This window comes from Oceanobacillus sp. CF4.6, from assembly GCF_051262635.1.
GTDB lineage: Bacteria > Bacillota > Bacilli > Bacillales > Amphibacillaceae > Oceanobacillus.
Window position 1 is genome coordinate 186,761 of record NZ_JBIMEX010000003.1, and the last position, 17,329, is coordinate 204,089.

The 17,329-nt window shown below is 39.1% G+C and carries 17 protein-coding genes and 1 pseudogene; 6 read left to right on the plus strand and 12 right to left on the minus strand.

What is annotated here, in order from left to right; genetic code table 11:
- The first annotated feature begins 148 nt into the window (after nucleotides 1–148).
- The 3 genes from hemQ to ACHABU_RS07780 all read left to right on the plus strand — a co-directional run bounded on the left by hemQ (nucleotide 149) and on the right by ACHABU_RS07780 (nucleotide 1,943).
- A complete protein-coding gene (gene hemQ / locus ACHABU_RS07770; RefSeq protein WP_435764023.1) occupies nucleotides 149–898 on the plus strand; it encodes a hydrogen peroxide-dependent heme synthase in 750 nt (249 codons plus the stop codon).
- 232 nt (nucleotides 899–1,130) lie between these two features.
- Complete coding sequence (gerQ, locus tag ACHABU_RS07775; RefSeq protein ID WP_435764025.1) at nucleotides 1,131–1,592, plus strand: spore coat protein GerQ; 462 nt, start codon at nucleotides 1,131–1,133, stop codon at nucleotides 1,590–1,592.
- 99 nt (nucleotides 1,593–1,691) lie between these two features.
- Complete coding sequence (locus tag ACHABU_RS07780; protein WP_435764027.1) at nucleotides 1,692–1,943, plus strand: hypothetical protein; 252 nt, start codon at nucleotides 1,692–1,694, stop codon at nucleotides 1,941–1,943.
- Nucleotides 1,944–1,979: 36 nt separating this feature from the next.
- On the opposite strand, the gene ACHABU_RS07785 is transcribed toward ACHABU_RS07780, so the two are convergent.
- The 5 genes from ACHABU_RS07785 to ACHABU_RS07805 form a co-directional block, all read right to left on the minus strand.
- Complete coding sequence (locus ACHABU_RS07785) at nucleotides 1,980–2,351, minus strand: DUF423 domain-containing protein (protein WP_435764029.1); 372 nt, start codon at nucleotides 2,349–2,351, stop codon at nucleotides 1,980–1,982.
- A gap of 24 nt (nucleotides 2,352–2,375) precedes the next feature.
- Nucleotides 2,376–2,669, minus strand: coding sequence for a YwdI family protein (locus ACHABU_RS07790; protein WP_435764031.1), 294 nt, complete (start codon nucleotides 2,667–2,669; stop codon nucleotides 2,376–2,378).
- Nucleotides 2,670–2,781: 112 nt separating this feature from the next.
- On the minus strand, nucleotides 2,782–2,949 hold the full coding sequence (locus ACHABU_RS07795; RefSeq protein ID WP_435764033.1) for a hypothetical protein: 168 nt from the start codon (nucleotides 2,947–2,949) through the stop codon (nucleotides 2,782–2,784).
- Between the two features lie 847 nt (nucleotides 2,950–3,796).
- A complete protein-coding gene (locus tag ACHABU_RS07800) occupies nucleotides 3,797–4,111 on the minus strand; it encodes a phasin family protein (RefSeq protein WP_435764035.1) in 315 nt (104 codons plus the stop codon).
- 13 nt (nucleotides 4,112–4,124) lie between these two features.
- Nucleotides 4,125–5,768: an ABC1 kinase family protein gene (locus tag ACHABU_RS07805; RefSeq protein ID WP_435764037.1), complete on the minus strand. Its 1,644-nt coding sequence runs from the start codon at nucleotides 5,766–5,768 to the stop codon at nucleotides 4,125–4,127.
- Between the two features lie 225 nt (nucleotides 5,769–5,993).
- Here ACHABU_RS07805 and ACHABU_RS07810 point away from each other — a divergent pair, with 225 nt between their 5' ends.
- A complete protein-coding gene (locus ACHABU_RS07810; protein ID WP_435764039.1) occupies nucleotides 5,994–7,337 on the plus strand; it encodes a YjiH family protein in 1,344 nt (447 codons plus the stop codon).
- A 148-nt stretch (nucleotides 7,338–7,485) separates the two neighbouring features.
- On the opposite strand, the gene ACHABU_RS07815 is transcribed toward ACHABU_RS07810, so the two are convergent.
- On the minus strand, nucleotides 7,486–8,493 hold the full coding sequence (locus ACHABU_RS07815; protein WP_435764041.1) for an acyltransferase family protein: 1,008 nt from the start codon (nucleotides 8,491–8,493) through the stop codon (nucleotides 7,486–7,488).
- Nucleotides 8,494–9,175: 682 nt separating this feature from the next.
- On the minus strand, nucleotides 9,176–10,030 hold the full coding sequence (locus ACHABU_RS07820) for a Ku protein (protein WP_435764043.1): 855 nt from the start codon (nucleotides 10,028–10,030) through the stop codon (nucleotides 9,176–9,178).
- Between the two features lie 112 nt (nucleotides 10,031–10,142).
- Here ACHABU_RS07820 and ACHABU_RS07825 point away from each other — a divergent pair, with 112 nt between their 5' ends.
- Complete coding sequence (locus ACHABU_RS07825; RefSeq protein ID WP_435764200.1) at nucleotides 10,143–11,936, plus strand: DNA ligase D; 1,794 nt, start codon at nucleotides 10,143–10,145, stop codon at nucleotides 11,934–11,936.
- Between the two features lie 209 nt (nucleotides 11,937–12,145).
- Here ACHABU_RS07825 and ACHABU_RS07830 read toward each other — a convergent pair.
- The 4 genes and pseudogenes from ACHABU_RS07830 to chrA form a co-directional block, all read right to left on the minus strand.
- Nucleotides 12,146–12,211, minus strand: a pseudogene (locus tag ACHABU_RS07830) (hypothetical protein); the annotation flags it as partial.
- A 34-nt stretch (nucleotides 12,212–12,245) separates the two neighbouring features.
- The gene (locus tag ACHABU_RS07835; protein ID WP_435764045.1) at nucleotides 12,246–13,010 is read right to left on the minus strand and encodes a FixH family protein; all 765 of its coding nucleotides are present in this window, start codon (nucleotides 13,008–13,010) and stop codon (nucleotides 12,246–12,248) included.
- Between the two features lie 227 nt (nucleotides 13,011–13,237).
- The gene (locus ACHABU_RS07840) at nucleotides 13,238–13,678 is read right to left on the minus strand and encodes an OsmC family protein (protein ID WP_435764047.1); all 441 of its coding nucleotides are present in this window, start codon (nucleotides 13,676–13,678) and stop codon (nucleotides 13,238–13,240) included.
- Between the two features lie 39 nt (nucleotides 13,679–13,717).
- Complete coding sequence (gene chrA, locus ACHABU_RS07845) at nucleotides 13,718–14,899, minus strand: chromate efflux transporter (protein WP_435764049.1); 1,182 nt, start codon at nucleotides 14,897–14,899, stop codon at nucleotides 13,718–13,720.
- Between the two features lie 201 nt (nucleotides 14,900–15,100).
- On the opposite strand from chrA, the gene ACHABU_RS07850 reads away from it, so the two are divergent.
- Nucleotides 15,101–15,304 carry a hypothetical protein gene (locus tag ACHABU_RS07850; RefSeq protein ID WP_435764051.1) on the plus strand — a complete coding sequence of 68 codons (204 nt, stop codon included), beginning with the start codon at nucleotides 15,101–15,103 and terminating at the stop codon, nucleotides 15,302–15,304.
- A gap of 629 nt (nucleotides 15,305–15,933) precedes the next feature.
- Here the strand turns inward: ACHABU_RS07850 and ACHABU_RS07855 are convergent.
- The gene (locus ACHABU_RS07855; RefSeq protein ID WP_435764053.1) at nucleotides 15,934–16,725 is read right to left on the minus strand and encodes a TerC family protein; all 792 of its coding nucleotides are present in this window, start codon (nucleotides 16,723–16,725) and stop codon (nucleotides 15,934–15,936) included.
- Nucleotides 16,726–17,329 lie beyond the last annotated feature (604 nt).

Genomic DNA, 17,329 nt, shown 5'->3' on the forward strand with positions numbered 1-17,329 from the left:
CTAACAATTTTTGACAAAGAATCGACAAATAATGTAAATCACTGACTTTGAGACCCCTTTCATATGATTAGAATACCCTTATTGTGCTATAGTAAAAACATAACAAGTTATTTTATATAAATCAGGAATTCAGGAGTGATTAAACAATATGGCTGAAGCAGTAATAACAGTTGATGGTTGGTCCGCATTGCATGATACTCGTACATTTGACTGGACCTCATGGAAATTAACATCACTAGAAGAAAGAGAAGCAGCAGTAAAAGAATTCAAAGAATTAATCACAAAATGGGAAGCAGTTGAGGAAGCAAAAGAAGGCAGCCACGCTTTATATAAGGTTGTCGGTAATAAAGCTGATTTAATGTTCGTATTCCTTCGTCCAACAATGGATGAATTGGAAGAAATTAAAACAGAAATCAATAAATCTAAAATTGGCGATTTTCTTATCCCTGGATACTCCTATGTATCCATCATTGAAATGACGATGCATAATCCAATGGATGAAGGTAAGGACCGCGAATTATCACCATATGTAAAAGATCGCTTGAGACCTATTATGCCAAAATGGGAACATGCATGTTTCTATCCAATGGCACGTCGCCGTTGGTCGGATGCAAATTGGTTTGAGATTGATAAAGAAGAAAGAACAAAATTACTCTATGATCATGGAATGACTGGTAGAAAATACGCTGGAAAAGTAAAAGAAATCATTACTGGCTCTATCGGACTGGACGAGTGGGAATGGGGCGTAACACTTTTTGCTCATGATCCATTACAGTTCAAGAAAATTGTTTATGAAATGCGTTTTGATGAAGTAACTACAAAATATGCTGAATTTGGCGATTTCATCGTAGGTAATTATCTTCCAAAAGAAAACGTGGATGCGTACTTCACTTTATAATAACCATAATTTTAAAAGACTTTCCTTCTTTCATCTACAAGAAGGAAAGTCTTTTTTTTGTCATCATTTTTTATGTCTAGGCATACAATTCTTTAGTGAGTTCAGCATTACAATCAGCCCGAATAAGGAATGGCTTCTAGGAGCCAAAACTGACCGAATCAGATTAATGACCAAGGGGAAGTTACGCTTCTTTCCCGAAAACTTAAACGAGAAATCCACAGGAGGTTTTATAATGAGTGAGAATCAAGGTAACATCCATCCGCAATACCAACAACCTAGTCAAGGAGGTCCATATTACTACTACCCTTCAGCTCCCCCGGCGCATTACCCGATGTATAATACAAGACAGTTTCCGCAGCCTCAACCACAGCAACAAACACAGCCGCAACCTCCAGAGATACCAGGTATGCTCCCCTTGCAGCAGTCATACATTGAAAACATTTTACGTTTGAACCGTGGAAAACTTGCTACCTTTTATTTAACATTTGAAAACAATACACAATGGAACGCAAAGACTTTTACGGGGATTATTGAAGCAGCTGGCAGGGATCATATTATTTTAAGTGAGCCGGATACTGGAAGAAGGGTCCTTTTACTCATGATTTATTTAGACTATGTCATCTTTAATGAGGAAATCGAATATGACTATCCATACGGCCAGCAGCAACAGATGGCCGACTTCCCACCAAGGTAGAATGCGGTGTATGTCCTGTAAAAATATGAAAAAAGGATGACACCGATTTAATCGGGTCATCCTTTATTCCATTTGCTTCACTTGAGAGAGGCGATTATGATGAGACATCCCTATAGAAAGTTAGTTCAAATGGAATTAATTTCACTTTTATTTGCATGTATCATTGGTTTTTCAGCTTTAATTGCCGGTTATATCATTATTGTGTTTTTATCGATTTATCTGGTTGTACTGAGTTTATTTTGTGACGCCATGATTTTAATGTATACGCGTCATTCTGTTGAAGGTGGGAAACAAGCTGTTCGTGGTGCGATGTTGTTCGTGTTCACGACTTATTTCATATTTCAATTATAGAAGATGTTCAAAACGTCCGCCTTTTTGAACATCTTCTTATACGTTTTTCATAACTGCAATTCCAACGAGAACCCAGCCTATCAGAAAAGCCACTCCCCCAATTGGCGTGATCATTGCAAAAGTTTTGATCGATGTTAGTGCGTATGTATACAGGCTACCGGAAAATAAAATGATGCCGGCAAAGAACATCCAGCCTCCAATTGTTAATAGTCCGTCACTTTGGAACCTCGAAAGTAACATTCCTGTGATGAGGAGTGCCATCGTATGGAACATCTGATAAGTAACTGCCTTCTCCCATGTGGCAATGGCTTTTTCTGATATTCTGCCTTCCAAACCATGTGCACCAAATGCACCCAGTGCCACCGCTAAAAACCCATTTATTATTCCCAAAATCAAAAATAGTTTCATATTCTATGTACCTCTTTTCTACATTTAAAAATCAAAGATAGATTTCCCGTTCGCTTCTTCGTGATTAACAATTGGTTTTGTTGCTTGCTTTTGCTGAACTTGTTTACTGCCGGGCTGCTCACCAATCATTGCTTTCATTTCTTCTTTCGTAAATTCAGTTTCTTGTTCTGCCTTTTGATCTTCCTCGAGGAAAAGATCGCTTAATAAGCGAACATTAGCTATGTGCGCTACCATTTTTGCATGAGAATGCTGACTCTCTTTCGCCTGATATAATTCATCAATCATCTTTTTTATAATTGTTCCATTTGTTATTGCCATCGTATCGCTCCTAACTTACCATTTCCAATGCCATCATTATATCATGATTGGATGTCGATTTATAGAAAGGCTGACTCCAATAGAAAAAGCCCTTGGAATTCAAGAGCTTCAATTATGAGTTCATGGTACATAAAATAAATTCTTTTTGTTTTAATTCAGCTTCCAGTTGTTCTTTGGTATAGCGTTCATACATCCATTGCAAAAATCTAACTTCATCTTCCTGCAAATTTCTGCCAAGCTTCACTGTCATACCGTTACAAATACAAAAAAAGCTTTTCATCCCGCTAACACTCCCCTTATACTGTACCACTGAAGATTATGTGTTCATTATAATGGTTCTTTTTATAAGAAGCAACATTAAATTTAAAATTAACAGAATTTACTGATTAGGTTACTTACTCAACTTTCACAAAAAATAGATAAGTTAGCCTTTGTCGAATTAGGAGGGCTCGTGATACATTGCTGAAGTTGGCTATGGATTAACTGTTTGCACGAAACAGTCCGGATACATTTTGACTCCAAGGCTCTTTTTTAATTTTGTTGCTTATTATCATCGCATTTTATATAAAATACGAAGTAACTGAACACCTTGCTAAATCTGGTAAAATAAGGGTATTTTCGTAATGTTTATCTTTTAATCATCGGAGAGTTGAGATGAAATGTGAACTATGATAAGTAACTTCGGCGACCGCTCTGGGGAAATATACTGCGCTTTCCGCGGGCGGCTGGTGAGCCCTCCTCGTGCTTCGCGTCTTTAGGGGTCTCACCGATGCCTTTCCTCCCGCTGGAGTCTTCGTATATTTCCCCAGAGCTGGTTTTAAGCTTATAAACGATTAGCTCCTTGGTTATTGATGTAAAAACCGGATCACACAGCTTCACCAGTCCGGGTGAGCGGCGGGCGGTGACTCCTGCGGGAAAAGCACGTGTCCGAAGACCCCGCAGAGTGGGTTTCTCGAGGAGGCTGAGGCCGTGCCCTAAGGATGCGCATCCGCCCAGAGCGATCCCGGACGGCGAGTAGAGACATTCTAAGTACCCCAGTTACCTATTTGAACCTCCTTTATTGGTGCGAAGTTGAGTTATTTAATAAACAAAAAGTGAACCCCCGTAAAATGGAGGTTCACCTTCTATTAATTTGGTTGATTTAATTTTTCTTCCAATTTTTCTTCCAGCTCTGTGAGACGAGCTCTTAGTTCATTTATATCTTCTTTCGTAGCAATTCCGTTATCTTTCGCCATTTTACTCATTTGTTCGTAATTTTTGGAATTCCACTCATCCTTTTTCATGGCGCCTTTATCAACAAAATTCTGCATTACTGTTTTAGCCTGCTCTTGGGTTAGTTCATTTTTGTCGACGAGTTCTTTTAGTTTCAGGCTTAATTTCTCCTTGCCACTGACTGCAGCACCAAGACCAAGTAAAAATCCCTTTTTTAAATAATCACTCATTTTCAACACTCCCTTATTTTCTGGATCGAATCAACCTGTAATGGTTTACGAAAATCAAGTTCAGTAAAAATAAAGATATCCCAGCAAGCACAAGTCCAATGATGGCCATACTATTCAGTTGGATACTGAATCCCCATATCGCAATGGCAACTCCTGTTACTACCATCATAAAGGAAAGTACCTCCATTAGTAAATAAAATTGATGTTTCATTTGAACATGATGCTTTTCTTTATCCCACTCTCTATCCTTTTCCCCACTTTCCAGGAAATTTAACAATGCCTTTGGATAGGACCTTACTGGTTCGGTTAGATTTTTGGCATATTGCTTCGTTACCGATTCTACAATACTTTTTCTGCCAAACCAATTTTTGATTTTCGGAATCGCCCATTTCTTCAAATCCATTTCAGGATAAATGGAGAATAAAATCCCTATAACAATAGAAACTGCCCGTAATAAATAGGCATAATCGGCAGGCAATTGTATCGGCTGGTCTTTAACGATCAAACTGATATCTTCACCTAATTGATTCATTACCTTTGAGTCAATATTTTTAAGTGATCCATCTGAGTACATATCAACCGTTTCTTTAATTACTTTTTTTAATTTCTTCTTATCCGCATTTGGAAGAATAAAGTTCATCTGATCAAGGGCAGAAAGCACGATATCATAATTCTCGATAATGAATCCTTGCACAAGTAATTTAAATTGCTCGGTATCCTCTTTTTTAATTTCTCCAATCATTCCAAAGTCAATGATTGCAATTGTTCCGTCTCTTCGCACAATGATATTCCCAGCATGTGGATCCGCATGAAATTTCCCTGGGTGGAGGAACTGATCAATATAATGATCAAACAAAATTTTTGTTGTTTTCTCTATATCTATATGATGCTGTTGCATAAAGAATGTATCTGTTATTTTTGCTCCATCCACCCATTCCATCACAAGAACCTTTTCCGTACATAAGTTTTTAAAATAGTTAGGAATGTATATATCCGGTTGGTCTTTATATCGTTCTCTGAAATATTCTCCGAACTCCAATTCCTGTTCATAATCCAGTTCACGGTTCATAACCAAGACAAGCTCTTTATATAGGGAATTTAAATCCGCTTTCTTACCAAAGGCAGTGAAGACTTTTAGAATCCAGAAAACAATTCTTAATGCAATAAAGTCTTTATGAAAAACTTCTTCAATTCGGTGACGTCGAACCTTTATTGCAACTTCGGTACCATCTGTAAGAACGCCTCTATACACGTCTCCAATCGAGGCAGAAGCAATTGCCTGATTCTCAAGTTCTGAAAGGTGGTTAAAAATATCTGTTCCCCATTCTTTCCTTATCGAAGAAAGCGCCGTTTCATATGGCATTGGTGGAACATGATCCACTAATTCACTCAGCTCTTTTATAAAAATATCCGGCATAAAATCAGTCCGTGTACTTAAAAACTGACCAAGCTTTATGAGGATGCCACCAAGTCTCTCTGCTTTTTCCCGGTATTCAACTGCCATGTGGTATAACATATCGTTCCATTTATGGACGGTCTTCTTATCCCAGAATTTGTTTTTAAATTGAAAGTAATAGATTTTTACAATGAATTTAATAGCCATCCATACGATAATGGTACTGCGATAAAGAATATTATATTTGAATAGCTTCCCCACTTACAACACCCCATCATTGTTTACCCCAAATAGCCATCTTCTAATACATTTAACGATATCTGATAATAATAGGTTTGTACAGAACGAAATAGATGTGAAATTGGATAACTCCTAATGGGTAAATTTTCAACGGATATTCGCTTGAATATATTTACAGCGAGTTGTATAATCATACAGTTGGATTTATCCACGATTTTTTTGGGTATTAGAATGTTGGAGGTTATTATGAAAAATTATACGATGATAGATCATTTGAAATTTATTATCCCTTCGCTGATTGGTATCTTTTTATTTATGGTGCCTATTAATACAGCGGATGGCGTAACAATACCGATAGCTATTTTGGCAAATTGGATTCAGGCATTACTTGCAGACCAATTATCTGCAATTATGATGGTAATTATTGTTATTACAGCAATTATGACGTTATTTGCAAAAATTGCTGGGAAGAAGGCTTTGGCTAGAACACCATTCTTTCAGCAATTATTTTATAATAGTAATTTTTGGACGATAACAAGGGTCGTTGCAGCTATTTTTGCAATAATGGTTTACTTCCAGCTTGGTCCTGAAGCGGTTTACGGTGAAAATACAGGGGGCATGTTATTAAACAGTTTACTTCATGTGCTGTTTGCCGTTTTCCTGTTTGCTGGTTTATTTTTACCGCTGCTTATGAACTTTGGGTTATTGGAATTGTTTGGAACGTTGATGACGAAAATCATGCGTCCACTATTCCGCCTGCCAGGAAGATCTTCGGTAGATGCTCTGGCTTCCTGGGTTGGTGATGGTACGATAGGAGTGCTGCTTACAAGCAAGCAGTATGAAGAAGGATATTACACGAAGCGGGAAGCAGCCGTAATTGGTACTACTTTTTCGATTGTATCCATTACGTTCTCTCTCGTTGTCCTGACAGAGGTGGGACTTGAACATATGTTTGTTCCATTTTATGTGACGGTAGCATTCGCAGGATTTATCGCAGCATTAATTATGCCGCGTATTCCACCGTTATCTCGAAAGACCGACACGTATGTTAGTGACGCTTCCACAGGTATAGATGAAACGATACCTGCTGAGGATAATGTGTTTACGTTTGGTTATAAAAAATCATTGAATCGTGCCAAAAAGGAAACAAGTGTATATCAGTTCTTTAAAGAAGGAGCACAGAACATTCTCGACATGTGGATGGGTGTTGCACCTGTAGTAATGGCATTCGGGCTTGTTGCGCTCATTATCGCTGAATATACTCCTGTCTTCCAATGGCTGGGAGCGCCTTTCATCCCATTACTCGAACTGATGCAAGTTCCATTCGCTGCTGAAGCATCCGAAACAATTTTAATTGGCTTTGCAGATATGTTCTTACCTGCAATCATCGGTTCAACCATTGAAGCAGAGATTACTCGTTTTATCATTGCTGCACTCTCTGTAACACAATTAATCTATATGTCTGAAGTTGGAGGGCTACTGTTGGGTTCCAAGGTACCCGTATCTTTTAAAGACCTATTCATTATCTTCCTCCTGCGTACAATCATCACGTTACCGATCATTACGTTGATTGCACACCTTATATTTTAGAAAACAGTAGCCAAAACGAAACAAAAAAACAAAAGCAGGCGTTCCTAACTTAAGGATCGCCTGCTTTATATATATTTCAAAAAAGGGGGTAACTGGTTATACGTTTTAACTGCCATAATGTTTCATGTTTTATAATATAAATTTAGTTTTAAGTCTGTACGGATTTCCTTTTCTTCATTACCTTTTTTATCATCGAAGCTTTACCTTCAATAAATGGCTGCCACAGACCAAGGACCGGCTTACTGGAGAGGATCACTACGATTAATGCTGAAATTGCTGCAAGTCCTAGAACATCAAACACATGATTCACCTCAAATAGATTATGTTGACGGATATACTGGACAAAAAATCCGTGTAGTAAATAGACATACAATGTTCGTGTACCGAGCTTGGTAATCCATCCTAGATTCTTTTTCGGAACCCACGAAAGAATACTCACGATCATAATCGCTGCTGTCATATAAACTAGTAATCTGGCAATTCCCCCATAACTCTCCATACCTAAGTCACTATAGGATTTTGAAGCAAGTAACCATCCTGAATTAATTTTTGGCAAGTAATAAATGGCGAATGCCATTCCTGCCATAACAATAACAGAAGTGATTTTTACAGCTCTGTGTTTTATCCACATGACTTGTTTTTCTGTTAACCAAAAACCGATTAAGAAAAACGGGAAAAACACAAATGTACGTGACAGGCTAAATGTGTGACCAATCTCACCGAAGTAACCTACAATCAATCCGATTATCACTGCTATCGAGATACTCATTGCAACTGGTATTTTTTTAAACCAATATAAAAGAATATGCCAGCTGAATAGACTGAGCAAGAACCATAATGACCAGTGTGGATAAAATATATCCGCCTGCCAACCCGCCTTCCCGATAAAAAAGTAATAGATTGTATATAGGACTTGGAAAATAAGGTATGGGATCAATAGCTTTTTAGCTAAATTCAACATGTAATCTTTATTTCCTGAGCCTTTCGCAAAGAATCCTGCCAGTAGAATAAAAGCCGGCATGTGAAAGGTGTAAATCCATGTGTATAATGTATTCATCTCCTTGGAACCCTCTACAAACGGCTGAATAATATGGCCAAAAACGACTAAAAAGATCAATAAAACTTTTGCATTATCAAAAAATGGGTTTCTTTTCATACGTACTCATCCTCTAACATTGTCTGTTGACATGTAATAAACACTTTACCCTATTTTTATGTAAAAAACATACAAGATGAATCAATTTCATCGTTTTGTCATTACTTTGTTAGCGGGTTGATAAAATGAAGCAGGTTTGTAATCTGCAGGAAAATATATTTTTTCGATAGCTGAATATTGTGTATAAACTGCGAAGTAACTACTGATTTTCTATCAGTATGCAGACACTTCGGCGACCGCTCTGGGAAATATACTTCGCTTTCCGTGGGCGGCTGGTGAGCCTCTTCATGCTAACGCATTTCAGAGTCTCACCTATGCCTTTCCTCCCACTGGAGTCTTCGTATATTCCCCAGAGCTGGTATTAAGCCTACAAAAGATTAACAGCTTAGTGATATTAGATAAAAATCGTATCACAACTTCATCAGTCCGGGTGAGCGGCGGGCGGTGACTCCTGCGGGAACAGCACGTGTCCGAAGACCTGAAGAGAGGTTTTCTCTTCGGGGCTGAGGCCGTGCCCGCGGAAAGCATCCGCCCAGAGCGATCCCGGACGGCGATAGAAGCACACGATTTTGGATATCAGCTAGTAGTTACTTCGCATTTTATCTCAACTGCGAGGATTATAGAGCAACAAACATTACGAAAAGAGCCTTTCAATGAAAAAAGCCTCCTTGATTGGAGACTTTTACGTTGCGGCCTTTTTCTTTGGTGCAGTTGTTTTTGCTTTGCGTTTGGGCTGTTTTGGTTGTTTTGGCTTCGGCTTTTCTGATTTGGCTCTTTCCAATGATGCTTGCAGTGCATCCATTAGATTGGTGACATTGTCTGGAACCGGTTTGTCTGTTGCAGTTTCTGTTTGTTCCTTATTTTTCTTTTCCTCAATTAAATCGAGTAGAGCAGTTCGGTAATCATCATTATATTTTTCCGGTTCAAATTCGGTTGTTAATTGTTCAATCAGCATTTTGGCTGTATCCAATTCTTTAGCTTCTATTTTTACCTCTTCTGGGATATTCGGTACATCCTGCACGCTACGTACCTCATCGGGATAATGGATTGTTTCGGCAACGAGTGAGTTTTCATATACACGAATGACTGCCAGTTGTTCTTTGGAACGGATAATCATTTTTGCAATGCCAATCTTTCCAGTATCGTTCAACGCACTACGCAGCAAGCTGTATGCTTTGCTGCCTCCTTCATTTGGGGAAAGGTAATAACTTTTTTCAAAATAGATTGGATCAATATCTTCCAGTTTGACAAAGTCGACAATTTCTACGGCTTTATCTTCCTGCTCTTTCTTTAATGCTTCCATATCTTCATCGTCCAAAACAACAAATTTATTTTTAGCATATTCGTACGCTTTTACAATATCTTCATTTTTAACTTCTTTTTCGCAAACTGGGCATACCTTTTCATATTTTACAGGTGACTTGCATTCTTTATGAAGCTGTCTGAGTTTTACATCCTTGTTTTCGGTTGCAGCATGCATTTTCACAGGAATATTAACTAAACCAAAGCTAATCGTTCCTTTCCACATCGTATGCATCGCGTAACCCCCTTTTTCGTTAGTTTGCTATAACCATAATTTTTTATTCCATTCCGGTTATTATCCCTAAAAAGAGCCATTTTAATAACAGGAGGTGTTTTCATTGGAAATAATGAAGCCTGTTGCAAGCTCTGAAATTCCAAATGAGGATGCATGGATCTATGAAGTAAAATATGATGGTTTTCGTTGTGTATTGTCGTGGGATATAGATGGAAATATTCGATTAACGAGTAAAAATAATAAAAACCTTACTGAAAACTTCCCGGAAATTATTGATTTTTGTAAGGGCAACTTTACATCGATGGAACCATTTCTGCCCTTCACACTGGACGGGGAACTTGTTATTTTAAATCATACGTATCAATCCAGCTTCTCAAGCATTCAAAAAAGGGGAAGATTGAAAAATAGAGAATCGATCCAACAGGCAGCCCGTATGAGACCAGCCTTATTAATGGTCTTTGATTTACTGGAAATAAAAGGGACTTCGACGAGAACACAAAATTTCTCAATGAGAAAGAAAAGTTTGGAGAGCTTATTTGCAAAATTAGAAGTTGGCGATATGATGAAGTTGGTAAAAAGTTTTCCAAATTTATCACAGATCACTAGCGCAGTGTTCGAATCAAAGGCTGAAGGCATCGTCGCTAAGCGCAAGACAAGTAACTACATATCCGGAAAAAGCCATCGCGATTGGTTCAAAATAAAAAACTGGCGTAAGATCCAAGTATTTCTGACAAAATACGATCTGGAAAACAGTTATTTTGAAGTGGCTGTTTTTAAGGATGGAGATATAATGACAGTAGGTAAATGCAAGCACGGATTGGATTCTGAATCTTTCCAGACATTAAAGGAGCTCTTTTTGTCGAATGGGGAAAAAGATGGACAGGTCTATACACTTCCACCTGCAATCTGCGCGGCGATCCATACACTTGATTTATATCAAGGTGAATTGCGTGAGCCCGAGTTTGCCAACCTCTTGCCAAATGGTAAACCGGAAGAATGTACTTGGAATCAATTACAACTCGACATGGCGATGCTGCCAAAGAATATTAATCTAACAAATACAGACAAATTGCTATGGCCAGATGCATCCTACACCAAAGGCAATCTCCTCACCTTTATCCGTGAAATATCTCCGTACATGCTCCCATTCCTGCATCATCGAGCATTGACCGTTATTAGGTGTCCGGACGGAATCGACAAGGAGCATTTTTTTCAAAAGCATCTACCGGATTACGCTCCTGATTTTATTACTGGTGTACCTTCTGGGGATGACAAAGTGATTGTATGTAACAATCTGGAATCTCTTGTATGGTTTGCCAATCATGGTTCTGTTGAATATCATATTCCATTTCAAAAGGTCCACAGTACGGTTCCGACAGAAATTGTATTCGATCTCGACCCACCGGATAGGGAGCATTTTTACTTAGCTATCGAGGCAGCCAAGCTTATTCGCACATTGCTGAATGATCTCGAACTGAAGTCTTTTGTTAAAACTTCCGGAAATAAAGGACTGCAGATTCATATTCCGATTCGGGAAGGGAGTATGACTTATGAAGAGACAGCAATATTTACGCAAGCGATCGCCTGGACAATTGAAAACACGTCTCCAACTTTATTTACTACCGAACGAATGAAGAAAAACCGAAATGGCAGATTGTATATCGATTATGTTCAGCACGGAAAGGATAAAACATTAATCGCCCCTTATTCGACACGTATGACAAAGGAAGGTACGATTGCTACTCCATTATTTTGGGATGAGGTGAAAGAAGGATTACACCCGACACAGTTTACAATTGATGTTGTGGTCAAACGTGTTCAGGAGTTAGGTTGCCCTTTTGCTGATTATTTTGAGACTGCTGCGGTTCAGAAATTGGATAAGGTATTGAAGTTAGTGAGAAGCTGAGCCATTTGGTGTGGTAGTTCCATTTGTTAGTGATTTGAAATCCATTTGCTGTAGGTTTTTCTTCTGTTTTTCATTTTTTTCGGGCATTGGACCCTCCCCTCAAAAAAACAGGCTGTCTATTGCAGGCAGCCTTAAGGGAGGAACATTTACCAGTCATTTAAATTTGTGTTTTCTTTAAATCAGCCATTGCTAGTCATATTCTATGGAACCTACAATGCTGCAGATCCACCATCAATCGAAATCACTGCTCCATGAATATAGGATGCTTCGTCACTTAGTAGAAACGCAACGACATTTCCTACTTCATGATTATTTACCCACTTCTATCTTATATTCCTGATGTTCATGTAAACCTTCATCATCTTCAACATGAATAATGACTGTATATGATCCATTTTCAACAAATGAATAAGGGCTCGTATATTCACCTGGAACAGATTCTTCCGTATCTACCCAATCATGCTTCTCTGAATTACTATCATTTACAATTTCATAACGAACATCGGCATTCTCAAAAGCTTCGTTGTCCATTTGTAAATGAACTGTCAAATCGATTTCTTGATTTACTGTGATTCCTTCAGGTTCCATAAAGTCCATTTCAAACCCATCATTATTTCCGGAATGTTCATGATGCCCATCATCCTCGTGGTTTTCTTCTCCTTGGTCAGCACTTGCACCTTCACCAATGGTAATCGATTTCTTTGGCATCGTGTGTATAGCCCTTGCACTTGTGTGTGCATACATTTCATAAACTCCATCGTGGTCAAATGACACTTCAGTAGAATATGTTCCGTCTCCATTATTAGTTGCATCAACCTTTATACTATCTTCTTCATTTCCCTTTTCCCAATACTCAAATTTTACCTCATCCGCATCTATAACTTCCTCATCACCATATGTAACAATTGCATTCAGTTCAATTGTTTCACCTGCAGCAGCCTGCTCAGGAACATCAAATTCAACATCAAGTGATTTCAGTTCTTCATCCTCAGTTTCCGTTTCAGCTGTGCCATTACACGCAGCTAAAACACAAATTAACAATATAAACATAAATAATAAACTTTTTCTTGTCATTTTTAAGTTCCCTTCTTTCATGATTCTCGTTCAAGAATAAAATCATCTTTAACTAACATCGATTACCTTAGCTAAAGTAAAACATTCTAAAACAAAATGTATCAGCAAGGGGGTTACTAATCAATAGATTTTATGTGAACAATATGGTAAAACACTAAGAAAACCATCAAAGTTAACGATTTTGAATATAAAAAGATCGCTCCACCAACTTGTGCAGCGATCTTTCATTATTTTAGATTAGGTTGTAGTTCCAGCTCAACATTTCCTTGGATTGCCCGTGAAATCATACAGCTTTTCTCTGCCTTTACGACAAGCTTCTCTAATTTTCCCTGTTGTTCATCTGTAGCCGTTTCTTTTAAAGAAACGGTTGGACGGTGAATAATCTTTTTGTATGTAATGATTCCTCGCCTTACCTCAACAATCCCCTCTGATTCCAGCGACATTTCATGCAGTGGCAGTTCTGCTCGTTCAATCAATGCTGCCAATGTAATGATGTAGCAGGTTGCGGCTGCACCTAATAACATCTCATCCGGATTAGTACCGATTCCAGGGCCATCCATTTCAGGTGGTATGGAAATTTTTGTTTTTAAATTGCCTGCTTCGATATAGCCTTCACTATTTCTTCCGCCTGGCCAGTCTGCTTTTAAATGAAAATGATGTTCTGCCATTTCAATCACCTCTTATTTCTATCTTATCGCAGCTCGCTTCTAAACGAAAATAAAAGCAATCAGCTCCCCCAACAGGACACCGATGATTACAATCATCCATGCCGGCTTTTTCCAGAAATGCAGTAACGCAAACAGAATTGCCGCCATCGCAAAGTCTGCACCGCTACCAACAGAGCTTGTAAATACAGGATCATAAAAGGCAGCCAGTAATATACCGACAACGGCAGCATTAACACCTGTCAGGATCCCTTGAAAGCTCGAGCGATTCCTTAATTCATTTAAGAAAGGCAATGCACCAATAACCAACAGGAAGGAAGGGAGGAACATTGCAATCGTCGCAACAATTCCTCCGGCAATCCCACTCATCATCGTGCCTAAATAACTTGCGAACGTAAATAATGGGCCTGGAACAGCCTGTGCCATCCCATATCCAGCTAGAAATTCCCCGCTAGTTACAAGACCATTTGGAACCACTTCCTGCTCAAGGAGCGGCAACACTACATGGCCACCACCAAAAACAATGGAACCAACTCGAAAGAAGATATCAAAGATGGTAATGTAATTATTTGTCACCACCTGTGATACAATCGGCAGACCTATTAACAATACAGCGAGAATTGCTAACGATATCACACCCTGGGTTTTCGTAACAGTTACTTGAAACGGATTGACCTTAGGCTGTACCTGTTTGGAAAACATAAAGTAACCAACAAGTGCAGCGGCTATAATAATTAGAATTTGAATAAATGCTGATGGAAACAATAGCATGACCAGGGCGGCCGCCAGTGCCATTGCGATCCTTGGCCGATCAGGAGTGAGATTTTTTCCCATTCCAATTAGTGCATGCGCGACAACAGCTACCGCAACAATCTTCAGGCTGGAAATCCATGTTGCATCTCCTAATGAAAAGGACTGATACAGCAGTGCAAATACGATGAGAACAACAATAGAAGGAATGGTAAACCCGAACCAGGAAACAATTCCACCCATTAATCCACCACGAAGCATTCCAATTGCGATGCCTACCTGGCTGCTTGCGGGGCCCGGCAAAAATTGGCAAAGTGCAATAATATCTGCGTACATTTTATCATCGAGCCATTTCTTTTTATCTACATATTCATCTTTAAAATAACCTAAATGAGCTACAGGTCCTCCAAAAGATGTGAGACCAAGTTTAAACGACGTTATCAAAATTTCAAGTAACGATTTATTTTTCCCCATAAGTACCTCCTGCTAAGATTCAACTCATAAATTACCATACTTTTAACTATTTTGCAGTAGATTTACAAGAATTTAACAATGAAACCTTTTAAAGGCTTAAAACGTAATACGAAGTACCAGATCAGAAAGGCGGAAACCATTTATGCACGATAAGATGAATGCCTATACAAATTACTATTATCAATTAAATGATGCGATAAAATGGAAGGTTTCAAATGGCAAAAAGACATGAATCTAATTATGGCCATTGACTTGTATGTTAGTGGGAAACTTGATAATAACAGTGTTGCTGAAGCTAGCATCCATACAACTCTCGAAACGATACTCCAGACACAGCAGGCTGTAATGGTTGCCACCCTAGCATCTACGACAGCTGCTAACAATTCAAATAATGGCAGCAATTAAGCTGAAACCATAATGGAAGTTGGTTTCCATTATAAAAGTTAAGCTCCTAAGTTTTGTTTCTTTTGATTCTCTATTAAGATTAAATGCGAACTAGGATAGTAACTTCGGCGACCGCTCTGGGAAATATACTTCGCTTTCCGTGGGTGGCTGGTGAGCCCTCCTCGTGCTTCGCGTCTTTAGGGGCCTCACCGATGCCTTTCCTCCCGCTGGAGTCTTCGTATATTTCCCCAGAGCTGGTTTTAAGCTTACAAACTGATAACTACATTAGTGATTTATAAAATTCATATCACCGAGCTTCACCAGTCCGGGTGAGCGGCGGGCGGTGACTCCTGCGGGAACAGCACGTGTCCGAAGACCTGAAGAGTGGTTTTCTCTTCGGGGCTGAGGCCGTGCCCGCGGAAAGCATCCGCCCAGAGCGATCCCGGACGGCGGGAAAAGCAGTTACTTAAAGAAACCAAACAACCACCAGTTACTTCGCATTTTATAGATTTTATGTCATAAACATTTTTTTCAGAGGGACGAGTAATCGCCAAACTTTTGGAATACAACCTAAAGTTGAGAAATCAAACGAACCCATAATAAAAAGCAATCTGCTCCTTTACAATAAGGAACGGATTGCTTTTTATTTGTTACGCTGTTTTTTCTTTTTTCCCTTTTGAACCAAACCAGCCAACTAGAGCAATTAGTACTAATACAACATAGAAAATCGTTTTCCATAATGTGGAATGCGGGAATTCATGAGGGATCCACGCAATATCAGGATGTGCCATTACGATAACCGCTAGTTTCACACCAACCCAACCAACAATCAGGAATGCTGCTATTTCCAAACCTGGCCGGTCATGAAGCAAACCAACGAATATATTGGCAGCAAAGCGCATGATAATCAGACCAATCATACCACCCGCAAAAATTACCGCGAATTGACCTGCATCCAAGCTTCCGACCGTACCCAATCCTGTCGCGGGCAGTGCTACCGCTAACGCGACTGCTGCCAAGATAGAATCCACTGCAAACGCCAAGTCAGCAAATTCGACTTTAACAACCGTAAGCCAAAATTCCTTTTTAGAAGCCTCTGGTTCGTCTCCAGTTTTAATCGGCTCCTCAAGTTTCTCAATGTCATCCTTGGCTTTGGGTTTAAATTTACCATATAAGTTCTTAATCGATATGAACAATAAATATGCCGCACCAAGTGCCTGAACCTGCCATACATCGACAAGGAATGAAATAATGAATAACGAACCGAAACGCAGAACAAATGCCCCTGCCAACCCATAAAATAAAGCCCTTTTCCGTTGTTTTTCAGGAAGATGTCGTACCATAATTGCTAATACAAGCGCATTATCTGCTGCGAGTAGCCCTTCTAGTCCGATTAAAACAACTAAGACCCATAAATATTCCAATAGTAATTCTGTTCCCATGTATACTCTCCTTAAAAATATAGTCTCATTAGCAGATAAAAGCACAAAAAGAGACCTTTACCTGCGAATGGGTAAAGGTCTCGCTAACAACGTGCGTTGCCAATTGAGCCGGAGATATAATCTCGTAATGACGACTTTAATTGTGCAGCTACTCCCCTTTAGGAAATATTAATCTATTAAACATTAAACCCTTTTTAGCTTTAATTGTCAAATCCCTACGCGGTAATTTCTTATAAACTGTTTTCCAGAAGATTGACCATGCAGTTACTCGTTCCACCGAAAAGAATTGTTGTTTTTTACAATAATTCTATAAACTCCGAAGTAACTGCTGGTTGGTTTCTATCGGTATGCAGAAACTTCGGCGACCGCTCTGGGAAATACACTTCGCTTTCCACGGGCGGCTGGTGAGCCCCTTCATGCTAACGCATTTCAGTGTCTCACCTATGCCTCTCTTCCCGTTGGAGTCTCCGTGTATTTCCCAGAGCTGGTATTAGCCTACAAAAGATGCAAGAGCACATTTCTCCTGAAAATAAATCTAAAGTTACTTCGCATTTTATCTCGACTTTGCAAAGATTAAAAAACAACAAATATTACTAAAATAGCC